The organism is Nautilia lithotrophica (assembly GCF_054656815.1).
Genome location: NZ_BAAHXN010000003.1, coordinates 17,539 through 43,075, shown reverse-complemented (window position 1 = coordinate 43,075; position 25,537 = coordinate 17,539). Strand labels below are relative to the sequence as shown.

At 29.4% G+C, this 25,537-nt stretch carries 26 protein-coding genes; 1 reads left to right on the top strand and 25 read right to left on the bottom strand.

Going from position 1 to position 25,537, the window contains the following annotated elements; all coding sequences use genetic code 11:
* Positions 1 to 2 precede the first annotated feature (2 nt).
* The 18 genes from rfaD to waaC form a co-directional block, all read right to left on the bottom strand.
* Positions 3 to 998, bottom strand: coding sequence for an ADP-glyceromanno-heptose 6-epimerase (gene rfaD / locus ACYQ19_RS07655; RefSeq protein WP_459978844.1), 996 nt, complete (start codon positions 996 to 998; stop codon positions 3 to 5).
* Positions 995 to 1,483, bottom strand: coding sequence for a D-glycero-beta-D-manno-heptose 1,7-bisphosphate 7-phosphatase (gene gmhB, locus ACYQ19_RS07650; RefSeq protein ID WP_459978843.1), 489 nt, complete (start codon positions 1,481 to 1,483; stop codon positions 995 to 997). The genes rfaD and gmhB overlap by 4 nt, the downstream gene beginning before the upstream one ends.
* A complete protein-coding gene (gene waaF / locus ACYQ19_RS07645) occupies positions 1,480 to 2,361 on the bottom strand; it encodes a lipopolysaccharide heptosyltransferase II (RefSeq protein WP_459978842.1) in 882 nt (293 codons plus the stop codon). The genes gmhB and waaF overlap by 4 nt, the downstream gene beginning before the upstream one ends.
* Entirely contained in the window at positions 2,345 to 3,352 is a 1,008-nt protein-coding gene (locus ACYQ19_RS07640; RefSeq protein ID WP_459978922.1) for a glycosyltransferase family 4 protein, read from the bottom strand. Before ACYQ19_RS07640 ends, waaF begins: the two co-directional genes overlap by 17 nt.
* Positions 3,349 to 4,623: a Vi polysaccharide biosynthesis UDP-N-acetylglucosamine C-6 dehydrogenase TviB gene (gene tviB / locus ACYQ19_RS07635; RefSeq protein ID WP_459978841.1), complete on the bottom strand. Its 1,275-nt coding sequence runs from the start codon at positions 4,621 to 4,623 to the stop codon at positions 3,349 to 3,351. The genes ACYQ19_RS07640 and tviB overlap by 4 nt, the downstream gene beginning before the upstream one ends.
* On the bottom strand, positions 4,620 to 5,696 hold the full coding sequence (locus ACYQ19_RS07630; RefSeq protein ID WP_459978840.1) for a glycosyltransferase: 1,077 nt from the start codon (positions 5,694 to 5,696) through the stop codon (positions 4,620 to 4,622). Before ACYQ19_RS07630 ends, tviB begins: the two co-directional genes overlap by 4 nt.
* Positions 5,671 to 6,780: a hypothetical protein gene (locus ACYQ19_RS07625; RefSeq protein WP_459978839.1), complete on the bottom strand. Its 1,110-nt coding sequence runs from the start codon at positions 6,778 to 6,780 to the stop codon at positions 5,671 to 5,673. Before ACYQ19_RS07625 ends, ACYQ19_RS07630 begins: the two co-directional genes overlap by 26 nt.
* A gap of 104 nt (positions 6,781 to 6,884) precedes the next feature.
* Positions 6,885 to 7,958 (bottom strand): glycosyltransferase family 4 protein, encoded by a 1,074-nt coding sequence (locus ACYQ19_RS07620; protein WP_459978838.1) that lies wholly within the window; start codon positions 7,956 to 7,958, stop codon positions 6,885 to 6,887.
* On the bottom strand, positions 7,955 to 8,515 hold the full coding sequence (locus ACYQ19_RS07615; RefSeq protein ID WP_459978837.1) for an acyltransferase: 561 nt from the start codon (positions 8,513 to 8,515) through the stop codon (positions 7,955 to 7,957). The genes ACYQ19_RS07620 and ACYQ19_RS07615 overlap by 4 nt, the downstream gene beginning before the upstream one ends.
* Entirely contained in the window at positions 8,502 to 9,542 is a 1,041-nt protein-coding gene (locus ACYQ19_RS07610) for a glycosyltransferase family 9 protein (protein WP_459978836.1), read from the bottom strand. Before ACYQ19_RS07610 ends, ACYQ19_RS07615 begins: the two co-directional genes overlap by 14 nt.
* A complete protein-coding gene (locus ACYQ19_RS07605) occupies positions 9,526 to 10,236 on the bottom strand; it encodes a glycosyltransferase family 9 protein (protein WP_459978835.1) in 711 nt (236 codons plus the stop codon). The genes ACYQ19_RS07610 and ACYQ19_RS07605 overlap by 17 nt, the downstream gene beginning before the upstream one ends.
* 284 nt (positions 10,237 to 10,520) lie before the next feature.
* Positions 10,521 to 11,456 carry a glycosyltransferase family 9 protein gene (locus tag ACYQ19_RS07600; RefSeq protein WP_459978834.1) on the bottom strand — a complete coding sequence of 312 codons (936 nt, stop codon included), beginning with the start codon at positions 11,454 to 11,456 and terminating at the stop codon, positions 10,521 to 10,523.
* A complete protein-coding gene (locus tag ACYQ19_RS07595) occupies positions 11,453 to 12,208 on the bottom strand; it encodes a polysaccharide deacetylase family protein (RefSeq protein WP_459978833.1) in 756 nt (251 codons plus the stop codon). The genes ACYQ19_RS07600 and ACYQ19_RS07595 overlap by 4 nt, the downstream gene beginning before the upstream one ends.
* The gene (locus tag ACYQ19_RS07590) at positions 12,205 to 13,260 is read right to left on the bottom strand and encodes a glycosyltransferase family 4 protein (RefSeq protein WP_459978832.1); all 1,056 of its coding nucleotides are present in this window, start codon (positions 13,258 to 13,260) and stop codon (positions 12,205 to 12,207) included. Before ACYQ19_RS07590 ends, ACYQ19_RS07595 begins: the two co-directional genes overlap by 4 nt.
* Positions 13,257 to 14,318, bottom strand: coding sequence for a putative lipopolysaccharide heptosyltransferase III (gene rfaQ / locus ACYQ19_RS07585; RefSeq protein ID WP_459978831.1), 1,062 nt, complete (start codon positions 14,316 to 14,318; stop codon positions 13,257 to 13,259). The genes ACYQ19_RS07590 and rfaQ overlap by 4 nt, the downstream gene beginning before the upstream one ends.
* Positions 14,315 to 15,022, bottom strand: a complete 708-nt coding sequence (locus tag ACYQ19_RS07580; RefSeq protein ID WP_459978830.1) for a glycosyltransferase family 2 protein — start codon at positions 15,020 to 15,022, stop codon at positions 14,315 to 14,317. Before ACYQ19_RS07580 ends, rfaQ begins: the two co-directional genes overlap by 4 nt.
* Entirely contained in the window at positions 15,015 to 15,845 is an 831-nt protein-coding gene (locus ACYQ19_RS07575; RefSeq protein ID WP_459978829.1) for a lipid A biosynthesis lauroyl acyltransferase, read from the bottom strand. The genes ACYQ19_RS07580 and ACYQ19_RS07575 overlap by 8 nt, the downstream gene beginning before the upstream one ends.
* 28 nt (positions 15,846 to 15,873) lie before the next feature.
* On the bottom strand, positions 15,874 to 16,821 hold the full coding sequence (gene waaC, locus ACYQ19_RS07570; RefSeq protein ID WP_459978828.1) for a lipopolysaccharide heptosyltransferase I: 948 nt from the start codon (positions 16,819 to 16,821) through the stop codon (positions 15,874 to 15,876).
* Positions 16,822 to 16,896: 75 nt separating this feature from the next.
* Between waaC and ACYQ19_RS07565 the strand changes: the two genes are divergently transcribed.
* On the top strand, positions 16,897 to 18,597 hold the full coding sequence (locus ACYQ19_RS07565) for an ABC transporter ATP-binding protein (protein WP_459978827.1): 1,701 nt from the start codon (positions 16,897 to 16,899) through the stop codon (positions 18,595 to 18,597).
* Here the strand turns inward: ACYQ19_RS07565 and ACYQ19_RS07560 are convergent.
* The 7 genes from ACYQ19_RS07560 to tig form a co-directional block, all read right to left on the bottom strand.
* A complete protein-coding gene (locus tag ACYQ19_RS07560; RefSeq protein WP_459978826.1) occupies positions 18,589 to 19,968 on the bottom strand; it encodes an NAD(P)H-hydrate dehydratase in 1,380 nt (459 codons plus the stop codon). The two genes, ACYQ19_RS07565 and ACYQ19_RS07560, sit on opposite strands and share 9 nt — an antisense overlap.
* A 77-nt stretch (positions 19,969 to 20,045) precedes the next feature.
* Positions 20,046 to 20,672: a metallophosphoesterase family protein gene (locus tag ACYQ19_RS07555; RefSeq protein ID WP_459978825.1), complete on the bottom strand. Its 627-nt coding sequence runs from the start codon at positions 20,670 to 20,672 to the stop codon at positions 20,046 to 20,048.
* On the bottom strand, positions 20,673 to 22,148 hold the full coding sequence (locus ACYQ19_RS07550) for a YifB family Mg chelatase-like AAA ATPase (RefSeq protein WP_459978824.1): 1,476 nt from the start codon (positions 22,146 to 22,148) through the stop codon (positions 20,673 to 20,675).
* Entirely contained in the window at positions 22,112 to 22,636 is a 525-nt protein-coding gene (def, locus tag ACYQ19_RS07545; RefSeq protein WP_459978823.1) for a peptide deformylase, read from the bottom strand. Before def ends, ACYQ19_RS07550 begins: the two co-directional genes overlap by 37 nt.
* Positions 22,636 to 23,652, bottom strand: a complete 1,017-nt coding sequence (locus tag ACYQ19_RS07540) for a GGDEF domain-containing protein (RefSeq protein ID WP_459978822.1) — start codon at positions 23,650 to 23,652, stop codon at positions 22,636 to 22,638. The genes def and ACYQ19_RS07540 overlap by 1 nt, the downstream gene beginning before the upstream one ends.
* Positions 23,652 to 24,242, bottom strand: coding sequence for an ATP-dependent Clp endopeptidase proteolytic subunit ClpP (clpP, locus tag ACYQ19_RS07535; RefSeq protein ID WP_459978821.1), 591 nt, complete (start codon positions 24,240 to 24,242; stop codon positions 23,652 to 23,654). The genes ACYQ19_RS07540 and clpP overlap by 1 nt, the downstream gene beginning before the upstream one ends.
* Positions 24,242 to 25,531 carry a trigger factor gene (gene tig, locus ACYQ19_RS07530; RefSeq protein ID WP_459978820.1) on the bottom strand — a complete coding sequence of 430 codons (1,290 nt, stop codon included), beginning with the start codon at positions 25,529 to 25,531 and terminating at the stop codon, positions 24,242 to 24,244. Before tig ends, clpP begins: the two co-directional genes overlap by 1 nt.
* Positions 25,532 to 25,537 lie beyond the last annotated feature (6 nt).

Here is a 25,537-nt window from a genome sequence, read left to right as displayed (position 1 = left end):
TACTACCTAACTTCTTCTTCATATATCCTGATAATTTCAGGTAAATACGCTTTTATTCCTTCTTCTAAAGAAAATCTCGGCTCATATCCAAGGTATTTTTTCGTATCTTCAATATCCGCCTCGGTAAAAAACTGATACTGACCTATGTAAGGGTTTGGAATATATGTATCGTCTCTTATAATTTCAAGCTCTCTTTTTAAAATATTTACAATATCCTGAAAACTTCTAGCTCTTCCCGTTCCCACGTTATATACGCCGTTTTTATCAGTTTCACATGCTTTTATATTTGCCTGAATTACATCTTCAACATAAATAAAATCCCTCAGTATATTATCGCTTCCCTCAAAAAGCTTGGCACTTTCTCCCTTTAGCAGTTGAAGTCCGAACTGAAGAACCATTGATGCGGTTTTATTTTTGAAATATTCCCTTGGTCCGTATACATTGAAATATCTGAGTCCCACTATTCTAATTTTGTCGAAATACTCTTTTGCAAGATTATCCATCATCAGTTTACTAAACCCATAAACATTGTTCGGCTTTTCATGCCCTACTTTAAAAATAGTGCTGTTCCCGTACGTTGCTGCGGATGATGCGTAAATCATCGAAGCGTTTTTCTTAACGGCCAAATCACATAAATCTTTAAAAGCGTTTACATTTGTATCAATCATTATTTTCTGATCGGCAACAGTCGTATCGGAAATAGCGGCTTCGTGGAAAATATAGTCAATATCGTATTCTTCAAGTCGCGCCAAATCCTCTTTATTGTTTATATCCCCGCTTATAATAATGCCGTTAAATCCGAGCAGGTTTTTAAAATGACCGAAACTCTTAAGGTTTCCGTTGCTAAACGTCTCTTCGCTTCTAAATTTATCAAATACTATAACTTTACAATTCGGATAGTTTTCCTGAAAATAAAAAGCGAGATTGCTTCCTATAAATCCGGCACCGCCCGTAATTACAACGGTTTTATTATTAAAATCTATATCAGAGTATTTCACAAAAACTCCTTTTTTATTTTTTTAATTATATCATATAAGTTCTCTTCAACTTTGAACGTTTTTTCTATTCCGGCTCGCTTTGCCGCTTCTATATCCCTGTCACTGTCACCAATCATTATAGAATTTTTAAGGTCAATATTATATTTTTCAGCCAAATCCAAAATCATTCCGGGTTTGGGTTTTCTACATTCACATTCCCCCGTAATGTCGGGATGATGGGGACAAAACCGGACATCTTTTATTTCAATGCCTTCTTTTTTAAACTTTTCTTTCATCCATTCCGTCAGTTTATAAAAATCCTCTTCACTGTAATAACCCCTTGCTATTCCGCTTTGATTTGTCACTATAAAAAGGCTAAATCCAAGATTTTGAAGCAGTTTTAAAAGCTCAAATATTCCGTCCTTAAACTTAAAATCTTTAATGCTCCCAACATATCCAGTATCGATATTTATAACTCCGTCTCTATCTAAAAACGCCGCTTTCACACAAGCTCCTTTACAGCCTTTACTACATCTTCAGCTTTAATTAGTTTCATACATTCATGATGTCCTAAAGGACATTCCCTTTTCATACAGGGAGCACATTCTAAATCTTTTGTAACAATTTTATAATTACTACTCCAAGGAGACGTTTCTTTGTAATTCGTAGGACCAAAAATCGCAACAATCGACACATTATAAGCTGCAGCTATATGCATAGGACCGCTGTCGTTTGTTATAAACAGATCAAGCCCTCCGATATATTCACAAAGTTCTTTAATAGTTAATTTGCCGCATAAATTTTTATAATTTGAAATTTCGAGATTTTTTTCTATATCTTTTGCTATATCCTCTTCCCCCGGACCTCCGAATATAATTACGTCATATTTCTCACCCAAGGTATTTGCAACTTTAGCAAACTCTTCCGGATACCATCTCTTTGCGCTCCCGTATGTGGCACCAGGATTTATTCCAAGTGTCGGTTTTTGAAAATATTTAGGCTTATACGGCAAAACAGGTGAATAAACTTTATTTTTTCCGATTATAATATTTACGTATTTAGAATATTTTTCAACCATATGCCCTGAAAGATTTTTATCAAAATAAAAACTTTTTTTTGCCTTCAATCCCAAAATTTTAGAATACAAACTCGTCCTGAAACTAATAAACATATCAGCTTTCGGAAAATCCTTAAATTGTTTAAATTTATGCTTTTTATCAATTAGTATCACTTCATCAAACCACTCTTCTAAAAGCTCAGTCGCTACAAAACTTCCGAAAATTACAGACTTTTCAGGTCTAAGCTCATCCAAAATGGCTTTTATCGCTCCGCTTGCCATTACGGCATCACCCAGCCAAGTTGGAGGTTCAATTAATAACTTCATTTATAACCTTAATTGTTTCATCTACGTTTTTTTCTATGCTGTAATTTTTAGATATATCTTTTGCCTTTTTCTTTAATTTTTCAAGTTTTTCATTATTATTTAAAAGTTCCTGAATTTTATTTATAATATTTTCATCTATTATCCATTCTTCAGGCAAAATTTCACTTGCACCGTTCATTTTTGTAGTAAACACTACATTTTCAAAATTCAAAGCTTCCAAAACCACATTGCTAAAAGGCTCATATTTTGTCGGAAATATAAAAATATCCGCCATAGAATAAAATTTATCCACATCACCTCTCGGACCTGTAAAGATAACTTTATTTTCAACTCCTAAACTTTTCGCATAATTTTTATACCATTCGATATTTTTTTCTTTTCCTACTACAAATAATTTAAAATCACCCTGAAGCTCAGAAACAATATTAAGTGCTTCTTTTACCCCTTTTCTTTTAAATCCACTACCAACATAAAGCAAAATTTTTTCATTACTAATACCAAATTCTTTTTTGATATCCTCAAAAAAAACTTTTTCTTTTAAAGGTATCCCGTTATATATCACTTTGATTTTTTCAGGTTTAATATCATACGTATTTATGATTTGATTCTTTACCATATTTGAATTAGCTATAATTTTTTTGGCATTTTCAAACATTCTTTTTTCTATATACAAATAAACCAAATGCAAAGGGTTCAACTTTGATTTTTTTTCTATTTCCAAAAAAACTTTATGAACCCCGTCACCTGCCCGATATATATCAGGACACGTTATTCTTTCAAGGGAAAAATAAAATTTATTTTTTTTAACAAAACACACCTCAATATTAAACCATATAGCTTTAATCCAGCTTGCCAAAAATTTAGGTGCGGTTGAATATCTAATCTCAAAAACTATATCTCTTTTTTTTAATTCTTCAGTTAATCTTTGAAGATACTTCTCTGCCCCTCCAAACTTATTTGGTTTTAAACGTAAAAAAGTTATTTTCACTATAATCTTCCGTCCACAAAAGATTTATCAAAGAAACTTTTAATATCATAAATAACAGGTCTGTTTGTTGTTAATGCTTCTAAATCTTTTTCTATCTCTTTAAACTCTTGATGTGCTACTGCTAAAACAATTCCATCATAATTTGACAATTGTTGATAGTTGATTGTTGATAGTAAATCTATATTATATTCTAGTTTAACCTCTTCTTTGTCTGCCCATGGATCATACACATCTACATTCACACCAAACTCTTCAAGCTCTCTTATTACGTCTATTACTCTAGAATTTCTTATATCTGGACAATTCTCTTTAAATGTTATTCCTAATACCAATACTTTACTTCCTTTTATAGTATGTCCCTTTTGTATCATTAATTTTATTACCTTATTGGCTACGAATATTCCCATATTATCATTTAATCTTCTACCTGCTAAAATTATTTCCGGATGATATCCTATCTCTTTTGCTTTATATGTTAAATAATAAGGATCTACTCCTATACAATGACCACCTACTAATCCCGGGGTGAATTTTAAAAAGTTCCATTTTGTCCCTGCAGCTTCAAGCACATCTTTTGTATCAATATTTAATTTATCAAATATAAGTGCTAACTCATTTACAAACGCTATATTTATATCTCTTTGGGTGTTTTCTATTACTTTCGCGGCTTCTGCTACTTTTATACTTGGTGCCAGATGTGTTCCGGCTTCTATTATACTTGCATATAACTCATCTATTTCTTTTGCTATTTCTGGTGTGCTTCCTGATGTTACTTTAAGTATCTTTTTTACTGTATGTTCTTTATCCCCGGGATTAATTCTCTCTGGTGAATATCCTACAAAAAAATCTTCATTATATTTTAAACCACTTGTCTGTTCAAGAATTGGAACACAAACCTCTTCTGTGCATCCTGGATATACTGTAGATTCATATATTACGATATCACCTTTTTTTAATACTTTTCCTATTGTCTCACTGGCTTTTTGTAAAGGTGTCAAGTCAGGATTTTTATGGCTGTCTATTGGTGTCGGAACTGTTATTATATATATATTAGCATCTTTTATTTCTTCAAGTTTATTTGTGAATTTAATTCCTCTATTTAATGCCTCTTTTAACTCTTTCTCGCTTACTTCTAATGTTCTGTCATATCCTTTATTTAGCTCTTCTATCCTCCATTCTGCTATATCATATCCTATCACTTTATACTTCTCACTAAATGCTACCGCTAATGGTAACCCTACATAACCTAGGCCTATTATGCTTATTGTCTTCATTTATCTGTCCTTTTTTCCAATTCATTAAAAAAGTTGATTATTTTTTTTGCTCTATTTGCCCACGTAAATTCTTTGCCAGTATTATAAGCATTTTTTGAAATTTCTTCTAGTTTAAAACTATCAAGTGATAAAATATATTTTAATTTATTGACAAAATCTTCATTATTACCAGACTCAAATAAAAAGCCGTTTTGGTTATCTTTTATAATTTCTTTTACCGTAGGCATATTTGCGCTTAAAACAATATTCGAACTCATTAAATACTCAAATAATTTAATTGGAGTTGAATATTTATTATAAACAGTTGGTATGTTTGGAATAATTGTCACTTTGGATTCTTTTAAAATATTTTTTATTTCATTATGCGTTTTAAAACCAAGGAATTCAATATTTTTTAAATTAAATCGCTTTATTATATCCAGTATATTTTCCTTATCACCATCTCCAACAATTTTTAATGTGATCTCAGGAAAAAATTTCATATTTTCTACTAAAAACTCTACCCCTTTCCACTTTTGGAAACTTCCAATATAATATATTTCATCTATTTTAGAAAAGTCTTTTTTAATAAAATCAAACTGAAATCCACACCCGCTATATGCTATTGTATATGGTTTTTTGATATCAAATGTTTTTTCGACTTCAGCTTTTAAAGTATAATTGGTATATACTATACCTTTTGAATTTTTTACAACAAAACTTTCTAATTCTTCGATTTTCTTATTTGTTGTTGAAAAAATCTCATGATATTCAAAAATAATATCCAATCTGTTTTTTATTAAATATTCCGCGGTTTTTAAATGTCTTACATAAATGTAATCAAAGTTTTTTAAGTGTTTTTTCAAATTAAAATTAAAAATTTTATTACTTCGTATTATAAATTTTTTTGAAATCGGTTTTAAGTTTAACCTTTCACATTCCAAATTATAAAATTCTAAAATATTTTTACCACTTTTTTCATAAAAAAGAGTAGTATCAGTTAATTTAGATAACTCACAAGAAGTATTTACAACTGAAACGCTTCTTGCTTTTTTACTTGGAAGTTTTTCAGGATAAATGTATGCTATTTTCATTTGTTGACTCTTTAATAATTAAAAATAATGTTAAATATACTAGTATATATTTAAAATTTCTACCTTCAACTAAACCTCTTATAAAATAATAACCTACATATGAACTAATTATAGAAACAATAAATAATTTATACTCTATCGAATAATTAATTTTTAAATATTTAAACATTATCAATAAAAACATACCACTGAAAAATAAAAAGCTCATCAATCCTAAGATTCCCTCTTTATAAAATATTTGTAACAAAAAAGGTTCATCAGCCCAATAAAAAAATTCTTTTTCTTTTGATAATCCATACATTTTAGGAGCATTATAATCATTTAAAAATTTATTATATTGATAATTTCCTGGACCTCCTATTCCTAATAAAAAATTACCATGTTTTATAAAAATCGGCAATCTTGTTTCAACAATTACATCTCTGCCATTAGGTGATAATCCTTGATTGATTTTTTGTTGAAATAAAGAAGAATATTTATAAAAATACAAACCGACAAAAATAATTATAAATAATCCACCAATAATATAATATAAAAACTTTTTAAAATACTTTCTTTCTAAATATAAAAGAAAAATTATTGTTTCTATTAAAACTTCAATCCATGCACCTCTTGCACCCGTTAAAATTAATTCGAAAAAAGCAAATAACAAAAATATTATTACAATATATTTAAATTTATTTCTTATTATAAAAATACTGGCTAAAATAAATGGATATAAAATTTCAAAATAATTACTAAAACTTCTATTCAATCTAATTGACCAATTAAGCTCAGGATTACTAAGATAATACATATAAGCAAATTTAAAAACATCGAAACAAAATGCTAAAATCAAGCTATAAAAAAATACTTTAAACAATAATTTTTTGTCTTCGATCCATAAACTAATTAACATAAATATGCCTATATTTAAAAATTCTACTCTAAACTCTTTTAAACTAGGTCTTAAATCTGAATATGCAAATATAATAGATAATATAATAGTAATTAGTAATACAAAAAAACTAAAAAATAAATATTTATTTTCAACAAATACCTTTTTTAGAGTTAAAATATTTTTATATAAAAATAAATCAATCAAAAAAAATAAAATTGCTCCATATAAACCTATATATTTTATAAAACTAAACCCTTCAATAAAAAAACCAAATAAATAAATACCCAAAAAAAATATTAATAAATTTCTCATTTTTTAATTTGCCCTAACAATTTATCAACGGTTTTTTTCCAAGTAAAATTATCTATAACATATTGCCTAACATCTTTAAATTTGTGATTCAAAGCATTTTTTATTTTCTCTTTTAAATTTTCAATATTATTTACTTCAAAAAAGAAACCATTTTCACCATCAACAATAATATCTTTCATTCCACCATTATAACTTGCAATTACTGGCAGTCCACAAGCCATTGCTTCTACAATAGTAATACCAAACGCTTCATGTCCTATACTTGGCTGAACAAAAATATCACCCATATTTAAATATTTATAAAGCTCTTTATTAGAAACACTACCTAAAAACAATACTTTATCATCTACTTTTTCTTGTTTTGCTAATTTTTTTAATTCATTTAAATATTCTCCATCACCAATCAACACATATTTCACATCTAAATCTCTAATAGCTTTAATAACTAATTGATATCCCTTCCAACCTACAATTCTTCCAACACTTAATAAAACTCTGTTATTATCCAGTTTATATTTTTTTCTATATTCTATCCTAATACTTTCATCTTTTCTAAATAGTTCCGTATTTACTCCATTATGCAGTATCTGAACATCTCTTTTATATCTATTTTTTATAATATTGGCATTATCACGACTTACCGCGAACATATAATCAATATATTTACTAAAAAATTTATCAAACCCGTAAAAATCCTCCCCACCTGATATAAATATTACTTTTAAATTCGGATTTATTTTTTTCATAAAATATGCAGTAAAAAAATCCAACGGCTTATGAATTAAAAAAAAATCATAATGTTGATTTTTCAAATACGAATAAGCATTTTTAAAAAAACTAATTCTTTCTCCCCATTTTTTAAATCTATTTCCTAAATCTATTATTTTATTCCTACTTGTAAAATCAAATTGTTTTAAAGGTATATCAGGATATTTTATAAAATTGCCTTGTCCAGAAATTAACTCTACTTTTATCCCTCTATCTTGCAATTCTTTTGCAACTTCCCAATAAAAAGTTTCTATTCCTCCCTGTTTTATTGCAGTTGTCACATTATATAAACAAAACTTCATTTTCTTTCCTTTATTTTTTTAGCAGGAACACCAGCAACTACCTCATATTCATTAACATCCTTGGTAACAACACTTCCCGCACCTATAACTGCACCTCTTTTAATTGTTACACCTGCTAAAATAATACTGCCCGCACCTATCCAAACATCATCTTCAATAACAATATCTTTTACAATATCACCCTGCTCTTTAATAAGTTTATTTTTATTTAAATATATATGCTGATAAGTTATAATATCTACTCTAGGTCCAATTAATACATTATCACCAATTATAATGTTCCCTCTTCCATCCAATTTAGTAAAATTATTTATTTCCGTATTATTTCCAATGATTATTTTACCTTTTGTAGCTTCTAGATATACATATCTATTTAATGTAACATTATTTCCTAATTTTATTCCATTCTTTCCTGCAATAATTGTAACATTAGATAAAATTTTACAACCTTCCCCAAGAAAGACATTTTTAGGATTTTTAATATAAATATTAAAATTAATTTTATTATTTTTTAATTTGTTTTTAAATACAAACTTAAGTTTTTCAAAAAACCTCATTGAGTTCCTTATATTTTCTATAAACTTCTTCAACACTAATTAATTTCATTGCAGTATCATCTCTTTCTTTTTTAGGTAATTTTTGTATAAAAGAACCATTTTTTTGTATTATTTTATGAATTTTTAAATCTTGATAAGGTCCAATTCCTTTTGAAGATGTAGGTGAAAATAATGATATTGTAGGAACTTTTAATGCAATGGCCAAATGCATAGTTCCTGTATCATTAGTTACCAATATTTTTAATTGTTTAATCAAATAAGGCAGTTCATTAATTGAACATTTTCCACACATATTGATTACATTTGGACACTCTTTGACAATTTTTTCACCTAATTCCCATTCAGATTTGACCCCTGTGATCAATATTTTTTCATCTTTCATTCTCTTTGCTAATTGTATAAAATTTTCAATAGGCCACATTTTATATTTATCTGCTGCACCTATTTGAAATCCTATATAATTTTTATATTTTTTATATTTTTGTAAAAGCTTTTCATTATTTAAAGGCGAAATTTCCATCGTTTTATCTATTTCTTTCCCACCTATTAATCTTACCAGATCTAACCTATCTTCAATAGTATGCTGATCTTTTTTTTCAAAATTAAATGAAAGATATTTTTTTAAAGGCGTATTGGTAGGATGTTTTAAAATAAATTCTATTCCACTTAATACACTAAGCCAAATATCAAAAGGTGAATTTGAATGAAATATAAGAGCTGCATCAATGTGTTTTTTTCTTAATTTAAAAAGTGTTTTAAAAAAACCTTTTACATTGCCATCATATTCAATAATTTCATCAATATATTTATAATTTTTAAACAGAGGTGAATATGAAGATTTTAATATTGCAATTATTTTAGAATTTGGAAAAGATTTTTTTAAACTTTTAATTGCAGGGGTAGATAACAATGTATCCCCTAATGCTGTATTAGAAATCACTAAAAATGTGTTAGGTGTTTTTAATTGATCAATAGATTTTATCTGTTTTTTTTTCAAAAAAAATATAAACTTAATAAACGCTTTCAATATTCTCCTTTTTTATAGGGCAATTATAAATTAACTTTGTTCTTTTAGTTTCCAAAGTATATTTATCAAATCTTTCTTTAATAAAATCCAAACAAATTGCTTCATTGCAAGTTTTATCTTCACATTCTACACCATATAACACATTATTTCTAACAGGTAAAACATATTTATCACTATTTAACACTCTCCTTGGACTTGATGAAGAAAAAAATGCAATAATTTGCTTGTCATATAACATTGCAATATGAAGTGGTGCACTATCTACACACATTATTATGTCACTTTTTTTAATTAAATTTAAAAATTCTTTCGAGTTTTTTTTTGAAAACAAAAATTGGTTTATATTTTCATTTATCTTAATTTTCTTATTTACTGCTAATGTTATATGCTTATCTTTATATTTATTTATTAAAAATTTTATTTGCTCAATTGTTAAACTTCTTCTATTTTCACTCGATTCTGGACAAATCAAAATATTCTTGAAATCATATTTAATATCATATAATTTGATTTGTTTTAATTCTAATTTTAAATATTTTCTCATTATATTATAATAATTATCATAAAAATAAAATTTTTGATTTTTAAAAAAAGAAAATTTTTTTGCAAAGGTAATAAAAAATTCACTTTCATCAGACCATGAAAAAGGATTAAAAGCTAAATCAGGATGCAATTTATATAATTTATTTAACAAGTATATTAATTTTAATATATTGTTTTTTTTAAATGTGAATATTAATACATTATCCATATCTTTAACACATTCATATATATAAGGATAATGCTGTGGAGAAACTATAAAAACATATTTCTTATTAGGATATTTTTTAATAAACTCTAAACAAATAGAAAAACCTATTATTACATCACCATATCTACCAAACATACTAAATAAAATAGTTTTTGAACTTTTTATATCTTCTAAGGTAACTTCATAATCTTTTATATGTTTTCTATTCCTTTTTTTATACAAAAACTTCACAAATTCTCCTCAATTTTATTAATTATCAAATCATTATTAATATTCTCAGCTATTTTACTTTTATCTTGAAGCACTAAATGTTTATATCCCCATGGATACCACTTATTCATATTTGTTTTACCACTCAGCGCAATGGTTTTTACACCTAGTGCTGGTGCCATATGCATAGCACCACCATCTAATGTCACAAAAAGTTTAGAATTTACTATTACACCACCTAAATCCAATAAGGATGAAGTTTTTACAAATGTTGCTTTAGAGTTTTCTTCTAACCATTTAGCCATTGAAAAATCATTAGGTTCTGCAGTAATAATTATTTTCTTATTCAATTTATCAAAGATATTCTTAAATTTTTCTTTTGAAATTTTATTCTCTTTAACTCTACTAGATATATGAAATAAAATATACTCACCTAAATTTTTGTATTTTTCAATATACTCATTTTCCAAATAAAAAAATGTTTTTTCATTATTATATTTGACGTCTAAAGGCTCTAAACAATCAAAACAAAATTCAACCTCATGATGATCCGGATTAAGCTCAATATGATGCGTAAATTTATCTCTGTTTTTTTTATCTTTTACGCCTATACGCATTTTAGCACCGCTTATATTGCTAAACTGCTCGGCCGAGCTTGAATATCCGCTTCTAAAAACTACACTTATGTCGTATTTTTCTTTTCTTATATCATTAAAAATTTTAATTTTTCCAAATAATGCTTTTAATTTATTAATAATTCCGTTTACATGTTTTGGCTTGGTATAAACATATATCTTGTCTATAAAAGGATTGTTTCTTATTCCTAAAAAATTATAACTATTTACAACAATATCAATTTGAGCATCAGGATATTTTTTCCTTAACGCTTCAATTGCCGGTGTTGTGCAGATTAAATCCCCTAAATTATCATTTCTGACAAGTAAAATTTTCAATTTTTCACCTTTGAATATATACTTCCTAAAACATCATTTTTGAATATAAAAAGTTGCTTTTTTAGCCATTTTTCATCTTTTTTTACTGATATCCTTTTAATTTCATCAAGTTTATTATCAGGTTTGTTAATACCTCTTTTGGTCGTATATAAAACCTCATAACCTATTTTTTTAGCAAGTTCGATGTCTTTATTATTATAGACCCCCCTTGGCCAGCATAAATGAGTAGTGTTTTTTCCTAAATTTTGTTTAATTTTTTCTTTTGACAAAACCAGTTCTTCTTCTAATGAAATTTTACCGAAATAATCATCCCTGTGAAAATGTGTATGAGAGTGTATATCAAAAACATCCTGCATATTTTCAACTTGAGTCCAGTTAAGTATTACTTCATTTGGACGTTCTTTTACTATACGTTTACATTCACTGTGATTTCTTTCAACAAAAGGATATTCCTTTTCACTTGCCTTGTCCACCCACCCGGTTACTATAAAAAGCGTGGCTTTTAAATTAAATTTTTTTAAAATCGGATAAGCTAATTCCAAATTGTCACGCCATCCGTCATCAAAAGTTATTAATACGCTATTTTTAGGAATACTTATTTTCCCTTTTTTAAACTTTTCAAACTCTTCGCTTGTTAATGTTTTGTAATTTTTTGCAATAAAATACATCTGTTTTTCAAAATTGTCTATCCCTGTCGCAATAAAACTATCTTTACTTAAAACATGATGATACATCAAAACGGGGACGCTCATGATTTTTTCCCTATTTTTTTATATAGATCTTCAGTTTCTCTAACCATTTTTTCAACAGAAAAGTTTTGTTTAATAAAATCCCTTGCATTAGATTTAAAATACTCATATTTTTCTTTATTATTAATCATTTCAAGTAATTTTTCTTTTAAATCATCAGAATTCATTGCTTCAAATAATAAACCATTCTTATCTTCCCTTACACATTCGGCAATACCTCCGATATTGCTTGCCACCACGGGAACACCGCAAGCACTCGCTTCTAAAATACTAGTCCCAAGCGCTTCTTCTTTTGAAGGGAGAACAAAAAGGTCCAAATCTGGCAAAATTTCCGCCACGTCGTCTCTTCTGCCCGTCATTATAACTTTATCTTCTAAATTTTTTTCTTTTATAAACTTTTGAAGATTATCCCATTGAGGTCCGTCACCTATAATTATTAGATTCACATTTCCATCAATTTGTGAAACTGCTTCAATTAAATCTTTATGCCTTTTAGCCGCCCTTAACACAGCAACAATTCCAATTAAAAAAGTATCATCACTTATATTAAATTCTTTTCTTAATTTTTTTAGATTATTAGGTTTATATAAATTTGTATCAATTCCGGTATAAATTGTAGTTGTATTTTTAACTCCCATACTTTTAAGATAATTTTCAACGGCTTTTGAAACGGCAACCGTTATGGTGCTGAGATTATAAGATTTTGGCGAATTTATTTTAGTTAATAAATGTCTTGTCCTAATTACTGGAGTATTAGTCAGTTTACCTACAATCGCTCCAAGCCATGCATCTTTTCCGGAATGAGTAGAAATAATATCTATATTATATTTTTTCACAATATTTATCAATTTTAAAATAGTCACAGGATTATAAATATGTTTCATTTTTAAAGGTAATATCGTAGCTTTTATTTCATCTTTATGTTTTACAATATTGCTATCAGGTTGAGCAACGTAAAACACTTCAAACTCATCACTTAAATTATTAATAAGCCTAACAGTTCTTTTTTCCTGTCCGCCCCATCCTTTTGAATATTCCATTTCTAAAATTCTCACAATCTCTCCTCAATAATTTTATAAATTTTTTCCATATCAAACTGCATTAGACAATCACTGATTTTACTTCCGTCACATCCATCTTTTCCGCATGGAATGCAATCCCAGTCATGTTGTATCACAATATGTTTACCCATAGTCTGAATTCCATTCTTTTTCATATATCCACTCTCCATTAATTCATTATCCCAAGGTCCCCAGTTAAACGCACCGCTCGGACCGAAAAATGCCACAACAGGAGTATCCACAGCGGCCGCCATATGCATAACGGCCGTATCCACTCCAACAAAAAGTTTAGATTTGTTAGAAAGATAAGCAACTTGATTCAAACTAAGCTTCCCGCTTAAATTTAAAGGTTTACTTTTACAATATGAAAGTATTGCATCAACTTTTTTAATCTCTTTTTTATCAGGACTTGCGGTAATTACAACTTCATACCCCTTGGATTTTATAAAATCAATGATTTTTGCCATTAATTCGTCTTTTATACATTTAAAAAGCCATCTCGAAACCGGATGAATATGCACAAACTTTGTTTCCGGCAGCAACTCTTTAACTTTTTTCTCATCTTCTTCATTCCAATAAATATAAACTCTTTTTTCATATATGTCTTTTTCCAAAACTCGAACCGCATCCAGGTTGTTTTCTATTATATGTCTTAAAAGAGGAGGTTTTGGCATTTGGAAATTAAAAACATTCTTAAGCATTCTGTTTTTTTTGACAGGATACCCGACTTTTATTTTCGCATTAGAAAATTTTGCAATAAAAGCCCCCCTGTCACCTTCGGTAGTATTAATAACGATATCATAATTTTTAAAACTTCTTAAAAACTTATACTCTTTTATTAATCTTTTCACTAAAGGTAATTTTTTATATTCATCCCTGTTATAAGTATAAACTTCGTTAATATCGGGATTATGTTTTAGCATTGCTTCCGTGCCTTTATTAACCACAACATCTATTTTCGCATCTGAAAAATTTAATTTAAGATTTTTTATAAGAGGCGTAGTTAAAAGAACATCTCCAATATTTCTGAATTTTATTACCAATATTTTCATTTTTTATCCTTAATATATTTCCAAAACGTATATTGTGAATAAAGTTTGGCAATTACAAACCCGTTCCAACCCTCAAGAAATCCGAGTTTAATAAAATATAATTTAAAAAATGTCCAAAAAGGCGAAAAAATTGCTTTTATTTTATTAGGTTTAGCACCTATGGAAGAATATCTGTTTTGCTTAGCTATAAACTCTTCTATACTTTCATAAGCAAGATGTTTCATAGGATTTTTCAAATATCCCTTTTTACATTTACATTCAACACTTTCATGAACGTCTCTGTCGTTAAACCTTGCTTTTTTCCTGTTAAACAGCCTTATCGAATAATCAGGATAAAGCCCGAGGTGTTTTATATCCCTGCCCCAAAAATTATTCAACCTCGCAACAAAATACGCATCATATTGAGGGTTTTGTAGTTCATTTATTATTTCATCTCGTAATTTAGGCAAAATCCTCTCATCTGAATCCAGCACAAACACCCAGTCGTTTTTAGCCAAATCGACTGCTTTTTGTTTTTGTTTCCCAAATCCGAGCCACTCTTGATATTCGACTCTGGCCCCCAAACTTTTAGCTATTTCACAGGTTTTATCACTACTTCCGCTATCAAGAATTAAAACCTCATCTGCAAAATTAGCCGACTGAATAGCTTTACTTATAAACTTTTCAGAATTTTTAGTAATAATAACTACACTTAGTTTATTCATATTTATCCTCATAATAGTGCTTAAATCTTCTGTGAAACCAATACCAAAGTTCTGGATATTTTTTAACTTCTTCTTCAATTATTTTAGATTGTTTATCAACGCAGCTTTGAATATCTTCACAAATAAACACCTCTTTAAAACTTATAGCCCATTTATCATCTTTTTTTTCGGCAAAGCCCATTACAATTGGGATTTTAAATTTTTTACTAAGCAGTGCAGCACTTGGTGTTTGAAGCACTTTTTTATCAAAAAATATAGTATCAACACCTTCTTCTTTTGCAGTATTTTGATCAATTAAAATTCCTATACTTCTTCCATTTTTCAAATCTCTCATTAAATTTTTAAGTGCACCTTTTTTCCCATATATTTTTACATTAAATTTTTCACGTATTTTTCTTATTCTTTGATTTAACTTCGGATTGTCTATTTCACGAACAACTGCACTTACCGGGGTAATAAAAGCCCCAATTGCAAGTAAAGAAATTTCCCAGTTTCCAAAATGTGCCCCCGTAAAAATCACAGGACCTTTTTGAAGCTCATTTTTTACTATTTCAAGATTCTCAAATTCAATTTTTTTAGCCAAGTCCTCTTTACTCATTTTTGAAAGTTCTATAAATTCAAATAAATTATTTATAAAATTTTCGTAAACTTTTTTTACAATTTTTTCTTTTTGCTCTTTTGAAAGAGTATTCCCGTAAGCTAAATCAAGATTGACAAACACTATTTTTTTTCTTTTTGTATCAAACTTATAAAACAGAAACGTCAATAATTTTTTTAAATATCTTTTCACAAATTTTGGTGATATTTTTAATATTTGTTCCAAAAAAATATATCCATAATACAAAAAGTTATTAAAACTCATCAATTTTCTCCAAAATTTCTTCAACATCAATATCTTTAATGGAAAAATCATTTTTATCAAGTTTATCCAAATACTTAGCCGTTTTACTTTTTATTATTTTTGTTGTTTTATTTTCATAAATCCTGCTAATAGGTGTAGTTCCATATAATAAAATAGTCGGAACATTATTTGCCCATCCTATATAACTGGGACCCGTATCATTACCTATAATCAAATCAGCACTACTAAGTGTTGCTTTTAATTCATTCAAACTCATTTTATCCATTATTTTCGCATCACTATTATTAGCAATATCTTTTGCTATCAGTTTTTCTTTTTCATTTCCATAAGGGATTAAAATATTTTCATTAAGCTTATTTGCAAGCTTTATCCATTTTTCAGTAGGATATTGTCTATTTGGAGCGGTGCTTCCGATTATAAACACTATATTTTTTTTGCTATCTGAGAGATATTCTTTTTTTATATGTTCCTCTTTATAAAATAAAAAAGGTTTATGATTTATAAATTCCTCTTCAGAAATATTTAATCCATATATCTCGTTTATCATATCTCTATATCTACCAATTGTATGATCAGATGTTTTTATTTTTTTATCATAAAATATTTTGGCAAGTTTTTCTCTTATATTTTCCCTGCCTATAACTTCATTGCCCAAAATTCTGGCAACAACTGCACTTTTTATAAGTCCCTGAAAATCTATGGCATTATCATAAACACCAAATTTTTTAATTTTTTTATACTCTTTAAAAATATTAGATTTAGATTTTTTAATTGATTTAAGATTAACTCTTAAAATTTTATTTATTTTAGGATTATATTCCAAAATTTCCGCAAAACCCTCTTCAACGACCCAGTCAATTTTTTCAGGTAAAAACTGAAGAACTATAGCAGTATGAATAATATCTCCAAGTGCAGAGAGCCTAACTATTAAATCCAATATAATCCTTTGTTTTAAAATATCCGTTTTTTCGATAAAATATTAATTAAAATTATAACAAATAAAGGTTTTAGAGTGTGGAAGTTTTTTAAAGAGTATTTTCCCTATTATAAAGATTATAAAAAACAGATAATTTTCGCAATAATCGGTATGATTATGGTTTCGGTATCGAGCGCCGCCGTAGCATATTTGATTAAGCCGGTGCTTGATAAAATTTTTATAGAAAAAAACGAACAGCTTCTTTATATGCTTCCGTTTGCTATAGTTTTAGTTTATTTCATAAAAGGACTCGGAAGATACATTCAAACATACTACGTCACATATATAGGCGAAGATGTGGTTAGAAAAATCAGAGATAAATTCTTAAGCTATATTTTAATGTTTGATATGGATTATTTTAAAAAAACACACTCGGGCGAACTTGTCAGTAGAATAATCAACGATATCAACAGAATACAAAGTGCCATAAGCCACGACTTAGCAAACTTTATAAGAGATATTTTAATGGCTCTGTTTTTGCTGGGTGTTGTAATATACCAAAGCCCAAAACTCGCTTTTTTTGCAATTATTATTTTGCCACTTATCATTTATCCAATAAATAAAATAGCAAAAAAACTAAAAAAACTCTCAAAACAATCCCAGGCCAAAACTGCTGATTTAAACAAACATCTAAGTGAAATATTTAAAAACATAGAAACAATAAAAGCATACAACGCAAAAATATTCGAATATGAAAAATTTAAAGAAGAAAATTTAAAATACTTAAAAATAAACCTTAAAGCAGTTCGCACTTCCGCACTTTTAAATCCTATACTCGAACTTATGAACGCAACCGTAGCAGCAATAGTTATTATAGTAGGTGGTCATGAGGTTATTACTGGACAGATGAGTGTAGGTGCCTTTTTTTCTTTTATGACGGCTCTTTTTATGATGACAGAACCTATTAAAAGAGCATCAAATACATATTCAAATCTTCAAAACGCTATTGCTGCAAACGAAAGATTAAAAGAAATTTTCAATCTTAAACCTCAGATTGTATCTGGTGATAAAAAACTTGATAATATCGAAAAAATAGAGTTTAAAAATGTATCATTAAAATACGGGGACAATATAGCTCTTCAAAATATAAACTACATTGCCAAAAAACCTATAAAAGTTGGGCTTGTGGGTGACAGCGGTGGTGGAAAAAGCTCTTTTGTAAGTCTTATTATGAGATTTTATGATCCAAACAGAGGTGAAATTTTAATAAACAATGAAAATATGAAACGCTATTCCCTTGAAGATTTAAGAGAAAAAATCGCATATATTCCTCAAAATGTCCATATATTTAACGACACCATAGCCGCAAACGTCGCTTATGGCAAGGAAATTGACGAAGAAAAAGTTAAAAATGCACTTAAAAAAGCAAATCTGCTTGATTTTGTTGAATCTTTACCTGAGGGAATAAACACTGTTTTACAGGAAAACGGCAGTAACCTCAGCGGAGGACAAAAACAAAGAATTGCCATAGCAAGGGCTCTTTATAAAAACCCTGACGTTTTAATACTCGATGAAGCGACAAGTGCACTTGATAACAAAAGTGAAGCAGTTATAATGGATGCTATTAACAACCTTAAAGATATGATAGTATTTATTATCGCCCACAGACTTCATACAATTGATAATGCGGATGAAATACTTGTTTTCAAAAACGGACAGATAGTTTGTAAAGGTAAAAAAGAAGAACTTTTGGAAAAATGTGAAGAATTTAAAAAACTTTATCAAAAATCATATTAATTTTTCTAAATTTTTAATAATTTTCATAGGAGTCAAAGCATAATTCGGATTATAATGTCCTGCAAGTGAATGAGCTAAACTTCCATGGATCGCTGCTTTTAAAGGATGCCATCCCTGAGCGAGAAGTGAGCCTATAATCCCCGCAAGAACATCCCCGCTTCCACCTTTTGCCAACGCTACATTTCCTTTAGGGTCTATAAAAAGTTTTTTATTGTAAGCTATTATTTTGTTAGCACCTTTAAGCAAAAGCACTACATGCGGAAATTTTTCACTGAATTTTTCCGCAAGTTCAAACCTTCTTTCCTGCACATCTTTTACGCTGTATTCGCCAAACCCCAAAATTTTAAGAAGACTTGCAAACTCTTTAGGATGAGGGGTAAATACGGCTTTTTTATTTAAAAATTCTTTTATTTTTTCTTTATAAAACATATCCGCATCAATAACCATAGGAATTTCAAGTTTTACTATATCATCCAAAATATCGTCAAAATGGTTATTCATACCCATCCCAAAAGCAAGTGCGCTGAAGTTTTCTATTTTTCCAGTTTGCATAATTTCATAAGGTGTTTGAATTTTTTCACGGCTTACCACACTTACAAGTCCACATCCATAATTAAACGCCGCCTGTGAGGCTAAAATTCCGGCACCAGGTTTGTCCCCAACCAATACTCCCAAATGTCCGTATGAACGTTTATGTGAATTTTGTTTTTTTCTAATAGGTGTTATTAAATCATCTTTTTCCAATATAAAATAACAGCATTTATGAATATATTTAGTAAAACTGACCCCCAGATCCGCTTTTATTATCTCACCCACATAATCTTTTGCCGCGTCGCTGTATAAAGAAATTTTTTCGGCACCCATCGTTACCGTCAAATCAGCCTTAAATGCAATGGGACGTAAATTACCATTATCATCTATTCCCGTAGGAATATCACATGCTATTTTTAATGCTTGTAAATGGTTCATTTTATTTATAATTGACACTATTTCTTCACTCAAATCCCTTTTAAGCCCGCTCCCGAAAATAGCATCCACAAGGCAATCACAATTTTTGTATTCATTTTCAACCACGCCGCCTACGGCTTTATATCTTTCAAGTTGCAGTTTACACATCTCGGATTTTGCACCAAGCGGCATATATAGATTCACATGATAATCACCAAGCAATATTCTTGCAAGAGTTACCCCATCAGCACCATTGTTGCCCGGACCCGCTACAATATTTATCACTGAATCTTTAGGCACTCTTTTATATATTTCAAGTGCCATGGAATATGCGGCATGTTCCATTAATATATCTTCTGTAAGTTTATACTCCTCATAACACTTCTTATCAAACGTATATACTTCTTTAAATGCGGGTTTCATATCGACTCCTTAAATGTAAGGCTTAAAAGTTTTCTTATTTTATTGTAACAAGTTTATATTTATTTTCAACAAAGCAATCATAAAAGTTCAAAAATTTCAAGAGGTTTAAAATCATTTACTTCCAAACATGCATTTATACATCGTTTATCCGCAACCATATATGAATGCGTATGTCCGTGTATATTAATATCGCAGTTACACAAAGTAAAAATCTCTTGTAACAATTTTGAAATATCTTTAAATTTTTCATCGTAAGGATTATCGTTAAATACAGGATAATGTGAAAAAAGTATTTTTTTACCGCTTATTTCTTTTACCAGACAAGCTGTCTTTGAAGTTGTTTTTTTATCATATTTATATTTTAAATATTCAAACCAGCTTTTATCTATATCTATTTCAATCCTTATATCCTCAATTACATCCCAGCCTAAAGATTTATAAAATTCGATATGTTTTTGCTTATCGTGATTGCCTTTGATAAGCGTGATTTTGCCGTTTAATTTTTTTGCCAAGGTATATTTATCTCCAAATGCAACATCTCCCAAATGCAAAACTTCATCATCTTTTGAGATATATGAATTAAGATGTTCAATTAAAAACCGATCAAAATTTTCATAACCTTCCATTCTCGCTTTTTGCATTCTTACGGGTTCATATAATAATATATTATCGTGTCCAAAATGAGTATCGGCTATTATTTTCATCTAACGCCTTCTAAACTGAAGTGCTTTTAAAAGATCTTCTTTATGAATTTTATTTCTTTTATTTATATTTGCAACGGTTTTAGCGACTTTTAGCAGATTAAATTCACTTCTTTTGCTAAGCCCAAAATTAACAATCGCCTTTTTCAGTATATCGTAAGCACCATTTTCCATATCGAATTTATAATTTTCAGGAAGATTTGCGTTAAATTCACCCTTTTGCATCTCAAACGCCGTTAAAACTTTTTCAAACAGCTCTTTACTTGAAATAGTATCTTTTGAATCATCTTCAGTCATTTGCAGATATATTTCTATCCTGTCGTATAAAGGTTCACTGATTCTGTTTTTATATCTTTTAATTTCTAGATCCGTGCATCTGCACTCTTTATTAATGCTCAAAAGATTTCCACACGGGCACGGATTCATGGCAGCCGCAAAAAGTATATCGGTTTCATATTCTATTTTTGAATTTACACGGCTAATGAGCACCTTTTTATCCTGCAGTGGAAGCCTTAAATTCTCAAGCACATCTTTTTGAAAATGCGGAAGCTCGTCAAAAAAGAGCATTCCTTTATTCGCAAACGCAATCTCCCCTATCTTCGCACCCCTGCTGCCGCCTCCGAATATCGCCGCCTTTGTAGACGAATAGTGGGGCGAACGGAAAGGTCTTAGAGGTTTAAACGTAACTTCTTTGCCTTCAAGGGAATTATACTTTTCTACTTCTAATATTTCTTCTAAACTCATAGGAGGTAAAATATACCTCATCCTGCCGATTATCATCGATTTTCCGACCCCCGGGCTTCCTTCAAACAAAATATTATGAAATCCGGCCGCAGAGATCAAAGCCGCCTCTTTTGCCTGGTTTTGTCCCAAGACATCTTTAAAATCAAGCTCGAAATTTTCAAGATAATAATATTTTTTGTCATCTATTTTTATGTGGATGTAGTTAAAGCCGTTATTTTCCACTTTTTTAGGATCAAACTCTTCAAATTCTTTAATATGCGAAAAAGCATAAACTTCAACACCCGGTATTTTGCTCACTTTCTCGGCACTCTGCAGAGGAATAATCACTTTTTTTGGTTTGAGTGACAGAATAATAGGAAATATTGAATTTGTATCTTTCAAACTCCCATCAAGCCCGAGTTCTCCAAGAACAAGATATTCTCTTAAATCAATATTTTTTTTATGATATAAAATACTAAGAGCTATGGGAAGATCTAACTGCGAACCTGATTTTGGCAAATCAGCCGGAGCTAAATTAATAGTAATTTTAAGTGGGGGAAATTCAAAATCGTTGTTTAAAAGAGCCGATTTTATTCTCTCTTTACTTTCCTGAATTGCCTGTGAGCCGAGCCCAACTATAGCAAATCCGGGAAGCCCTTTAGTAAAAGAGCTTTCAACCTCTACTTTTTGGGCATTAAATCCATCAAGCGTAGCTGAATTTATTTTTTTCGTTTTTGTTTTAGCAGTTTTTTCCACTCTTTTTCAAACTTCTTTCTTTTAATATAATCAAGTCTTTCCACAAACAGATGTCCGTCAAGGTGATCCGTTTCATGCTGGAAAGCGACACTCAGCAAACCTTCGGCTTCCATAACGTGTTCTTTTCCGAATCTGTCGAAAAATTTAACTTTTACATTTTTGTATCTCTCAACTTCATCAAAATAATCAGGAACGCTTAAACACCCTTCAGTGTCTTTTTGCGTGCCGTCCCACGTTAAAAATTCAGGGTTTATAACTTCAATAAGCGTATCTTTGCTCTGCTTACCCTCTTCATCTCCAATATCTATTAAAAGAGCCCTGATAGGAACAGCCACCTGAATTGCTGCAAGTCCTACTCCATTATTTTTTATCATTGTTTCATACATATCATCTAAAAGTTTATGCAAATCTTTATCAAATCTCTCAACAGGCTTTGAAATCTGTTTTAATATTTTATTTGGATATGTAACAATATCTAATACAGCCATTAATTTCCTTCATAAATATAATATAACACATCATCATTTTCGGCTTTTTCCATCATCATAAGTGCATGAGAAAGACAAAGTTCTACATCTTCATCACTCATAATTTCCACAATACCGGATACAATCTTAATATTAATTTCTTCACCTTCTAAAAATATTGCAGAATTACTTATTACATCAGAAAGTCTTTCAACTGTTTTACATGCTCCTACTCTGTCAGTATGTTTTAAAAGCATTGCAAAAACACCTTCACCCAAATGAGCGATAATATCAGTTCTTCTAGATGTTTTAAGCATTATTTTTGCAACGCTTCTGTTTAATAAAATTTTTGATTTTTCCGATTTTAAAGATTCAACTACACTATTTTTTATTTTTAAAACTACAACACTACTTTTGTGTTTAAATTTCTTAATTAGTTTAATTTCTTTTTGAAGTTCTTTTAAAAAGAATTTTTTATTATAAATTCCATATCTTGCGTCAAATATTGAATTACTCTCTATATCTTTTAATATTTCGACATTTTTTGAATAAAGCAGCTTTATTTGATTCAGTTCATTTTCGAGTTTTTCATTTATTTTTTTAAGTTTTTCTTCAAATCCATTTATTAATCTTTCAAAAAGTTTAGGATTCGCAATATGTGCTGTTTCACTTTTATATCTTTCAAAAATTTCTTTAATAGCCTGTGAATTTTTATATAAAACTGCAGTATGTTGAAGCAATTCTTTAGAATATTTAAATGATTGCTTTAGTTTTTTCTCAATTTCTAAATCTTTTTCAAGTTCATTAGTTTCTTCTAATGTAATATATTCATATACTTGATTTTTAAAGTTTTCGGGTTCTTCATCAAGCATATTCAAAAAATACATTTTATAATAATAAGGAATTGGAGGAACATTCTCTTCAATTAATTTATCAAAAACTTTCTTAGCAAATTCCTCAAGAGGTGAGGAAGGTTCGTTTAAACCTGAAACAACATCATTTACCGATGAAAATTTATCATTTTTTTCACTTATCATTAGTTTTCTCTTTTTTTAAGAACCTTATCTATTAATCCGTATTTAAGAGCCTCTTCTGCACTCATAAAAAAGTCTCTTTCAGTATCTTTTTCAATTTTTCTCACACTCTGACCCGTGTTTTCAGCTAAAATTTTATTAAGCTCTTTTTTCATTCTTAATATTTCTTTAGCATGAATCTCAATGTCGGTTGCCTGACCTTGAGCACCCCCAAGAGGTTGATGTATCATAATTCTTGCATGTGGAAGTGCAAATCTTTTGCCTTTGGCACCACTAGAAAGTAAAAACGCACCCATACTTGCAGCCTGTCCCATACAAATGGTAACTACATCGGGTTTTATATAATTCATAGTATCATATATCGCCATTCCGCTGGTAACAACCCCGCCCGGCGAATTGATATAAAGATAAATGTCTTTTTCAGGGTTTTCAGCTTCCAAAAACAGCATCTGAGCCACTATTATGCTTGATACATGATCGTTAATTTCACCTTGCAGCATAATAATTCTGTCTTTTAAAAGACGAGAGTATATATCGTATGCTCTCTCACCTCTTCCTGTTTTTTCAATAACTGTAGGAATTAAAATACTCATTAATCGTTACCTTTTATTTTATCCTCTAAAAGTTTATTTAGAAGTTTTTCTTCAATCAGATTCATTTTAATTATTGGAAGTAAATTATTCTCTTGATAATATTTTACCACATCTTGAGGATTTTGTCCTTGCATAATTGCTTCATAATATAAAATTTGAGTAAGTTCCTGATCGCTTACGTCAACGCCTTCTTTTTTAGCAATAGCGTCAATAATAAATGTAAGTTTAACTCTGTCTTTTGCTTCAGGTAAAAGTTTTTCTTTAAGTTCTTTTACTTTTTCAGGGTTTTCCTGAAGTTCTTTAAGTTCAGCCGGACTCATTTTCTGAGCTTCGTTGTTAATCATAATTTCAACTTCTTTTTCTACAACGCTTTCAGGAAGATCAATTTCATATTTTTTAACTAAACACTCAAGAATCTCTTCTTTTTTAGGTGCAAAAGCTTCAGCTTTTTTTCTGTCTTCTATTGACTTTTTAATCATTTCTTTTAATTCATCCAAAGTTGCATCTTCTTTTGCCATATATTTTTTAGCAAGTTCGTCATTAATTTCCGCAGGCACTTTTTCCTGAATTTCTTGAAGAGTTACGTCAAACTCAGCTTCTTTCCCTGCAATTTCTTTTGCTCCGTAGTTTTCAGGGAAAGTTACTTTAATTCTTTTACTTTCACCTACTTTCATTCCTACAAGCTGCTCTTCAAATCCAGGGATGAAAGAGTTGCTTCCAATTTCAAGAGGATACGCTTCAGCGCTTCCATTTTCCATTTTTTCACCATCGATATAACCTGTAAAATCGATTACTCCGATAAGACCTTCTTTTAAAATTCTTTTTCTTGAAACTTTAGTTTCAGCCTGAGCTTCAGCGATTTTTTTGATTTCTTCTTCTACTTCTTCGTCAGTTACTTCAGGAACCTCAACTTCAGGAACACATTCTTTGTATTCATCACCGATTTCGATTTCAGGTCTTGTGTATACTTTAATTTCTACTTCGATTTTGTCGTCTTTTTTCTCAAATTTAGTTACTTCAGGTTCAGCAATCATATCAGTAATTCCAAGCTCTTTCAAACCATTGTCAAGCACTTCTCTTACAGCTTCGCTGATTGCGTCTTGCTCGATATCCGCAGCATACATTTTTTTAACAACTTTCACAGGAACTTTACCAGGTCTGAATCCTTGAATTTTAGCTTTTTTTGCGATTTGTTTTGCAATTTTGTCTTTTTTAGCTTCTAAGTCTTGATTTTCGATTACAGCTTTGATTATACTATTGGCAGTGTCAATTTTTTTTGCTTCTAACATTAAAAT

Excerpts from the sequence above, each read along its gene's own strand:
- ACYQ19_RS07580 (WP_459978830.1), bottom strand. The coding sequence starts at position 15,022 with ATGAATAAACTAAGTGTAGTTATTATTACTAAAAATTCTGAAAAGTTT.
- clpP (WP_459978821.1), bottom strand. The coding sequence starts at position 24,242 with ATGAGTATTTTAATTCCTACAGTTATTGAAAAAACAGGAAGAGGTGAG.
- ACYQ19_RS07630 (WP_459978840.1), bottom strand. The coding sequence starts at position 5,696 with ATGAAAATAGCATACATTTATCCTGAAAAACTTCCAAGTAAAAAAGCA.
- def (WP_459978823.1), bottom strand. The coding sequence starts at position 22,636 with ATGGCTGTATTAGATATTGTTACATATCCAAATAAAATATTAAAACAG.
- tviB (WP_459978841.1), bottom strand. The coding sequence starts at position 4,623 with ATGAAGACAATAAGCATAATAGGCCTAGGTTATGTAGGGTTACCATTA.
- ACYQ19_RS07540 (WP_459978822.1), bottom strand. The coding sequence starts at position 23,652 with ATGATAAGTGAAAAAAATGATAAATTTTCATCGGTAAATGATGTTGTT.
- ACYQ19_RS07615 (WP_459978837.1), bottom strand. The coding sequence starts at position 8,515 with ATGAGGTTTTTTGAAAAACTTAAGTTTGTATTTAAAAACAAATTAAAA.
- ACYQ19_RS07620 (WP_459978838.1), bottom strand. The coding sequence starts at position 7,958 with ATGAAGTTTTGTTTATATAATGTGACAACTGCAATAAAACAGGGAGGA.
- ACYQ19_RS07595 (WP_459978833.1), bottom strand. The coding sequence starts at position 12,208 with ATGAGCGTCCCCGTTTTGATGTATCATCATGTTTTAAGTAAAGATAGT.
- tig (WP_459978820.1), bottom strand. The coding sequence starts at position 25,531 with ATGTTAGAAGCAAAAAAAATTGACACTGCCAATAGTATAATCAAAGCT.
- waaF (WP_459978842.1), bottom strand. The coding sequence starts at position 2,361 with ATGAAGTTATTAATTGAACCTCCAACTTGGCTGGGTGATGCCGTAATG.
- ACYQ19_RS07555 (WP_459978825.1), bottom strand. The coding sequence starts at position 20,672 with ATGAAAATAATAGCCGATACTCATTTTGGACACGATAATATATTATTA.
- ACYQ19_RS07560 (WP_459978826.1), bottom strand. The coding sequence starts at position 19,968 with ATGAAACCCGCATTTAAAGAAGTATATACGTTTGATAAGAAGTGTTAT.
- rfaQ (WP_459978831.1), bottom strand. The coding sequence starts at position 14,318 with ATGAAAATATTGGTAATAAAATTCAGAAATATTGGAGATGTTCTTTTA.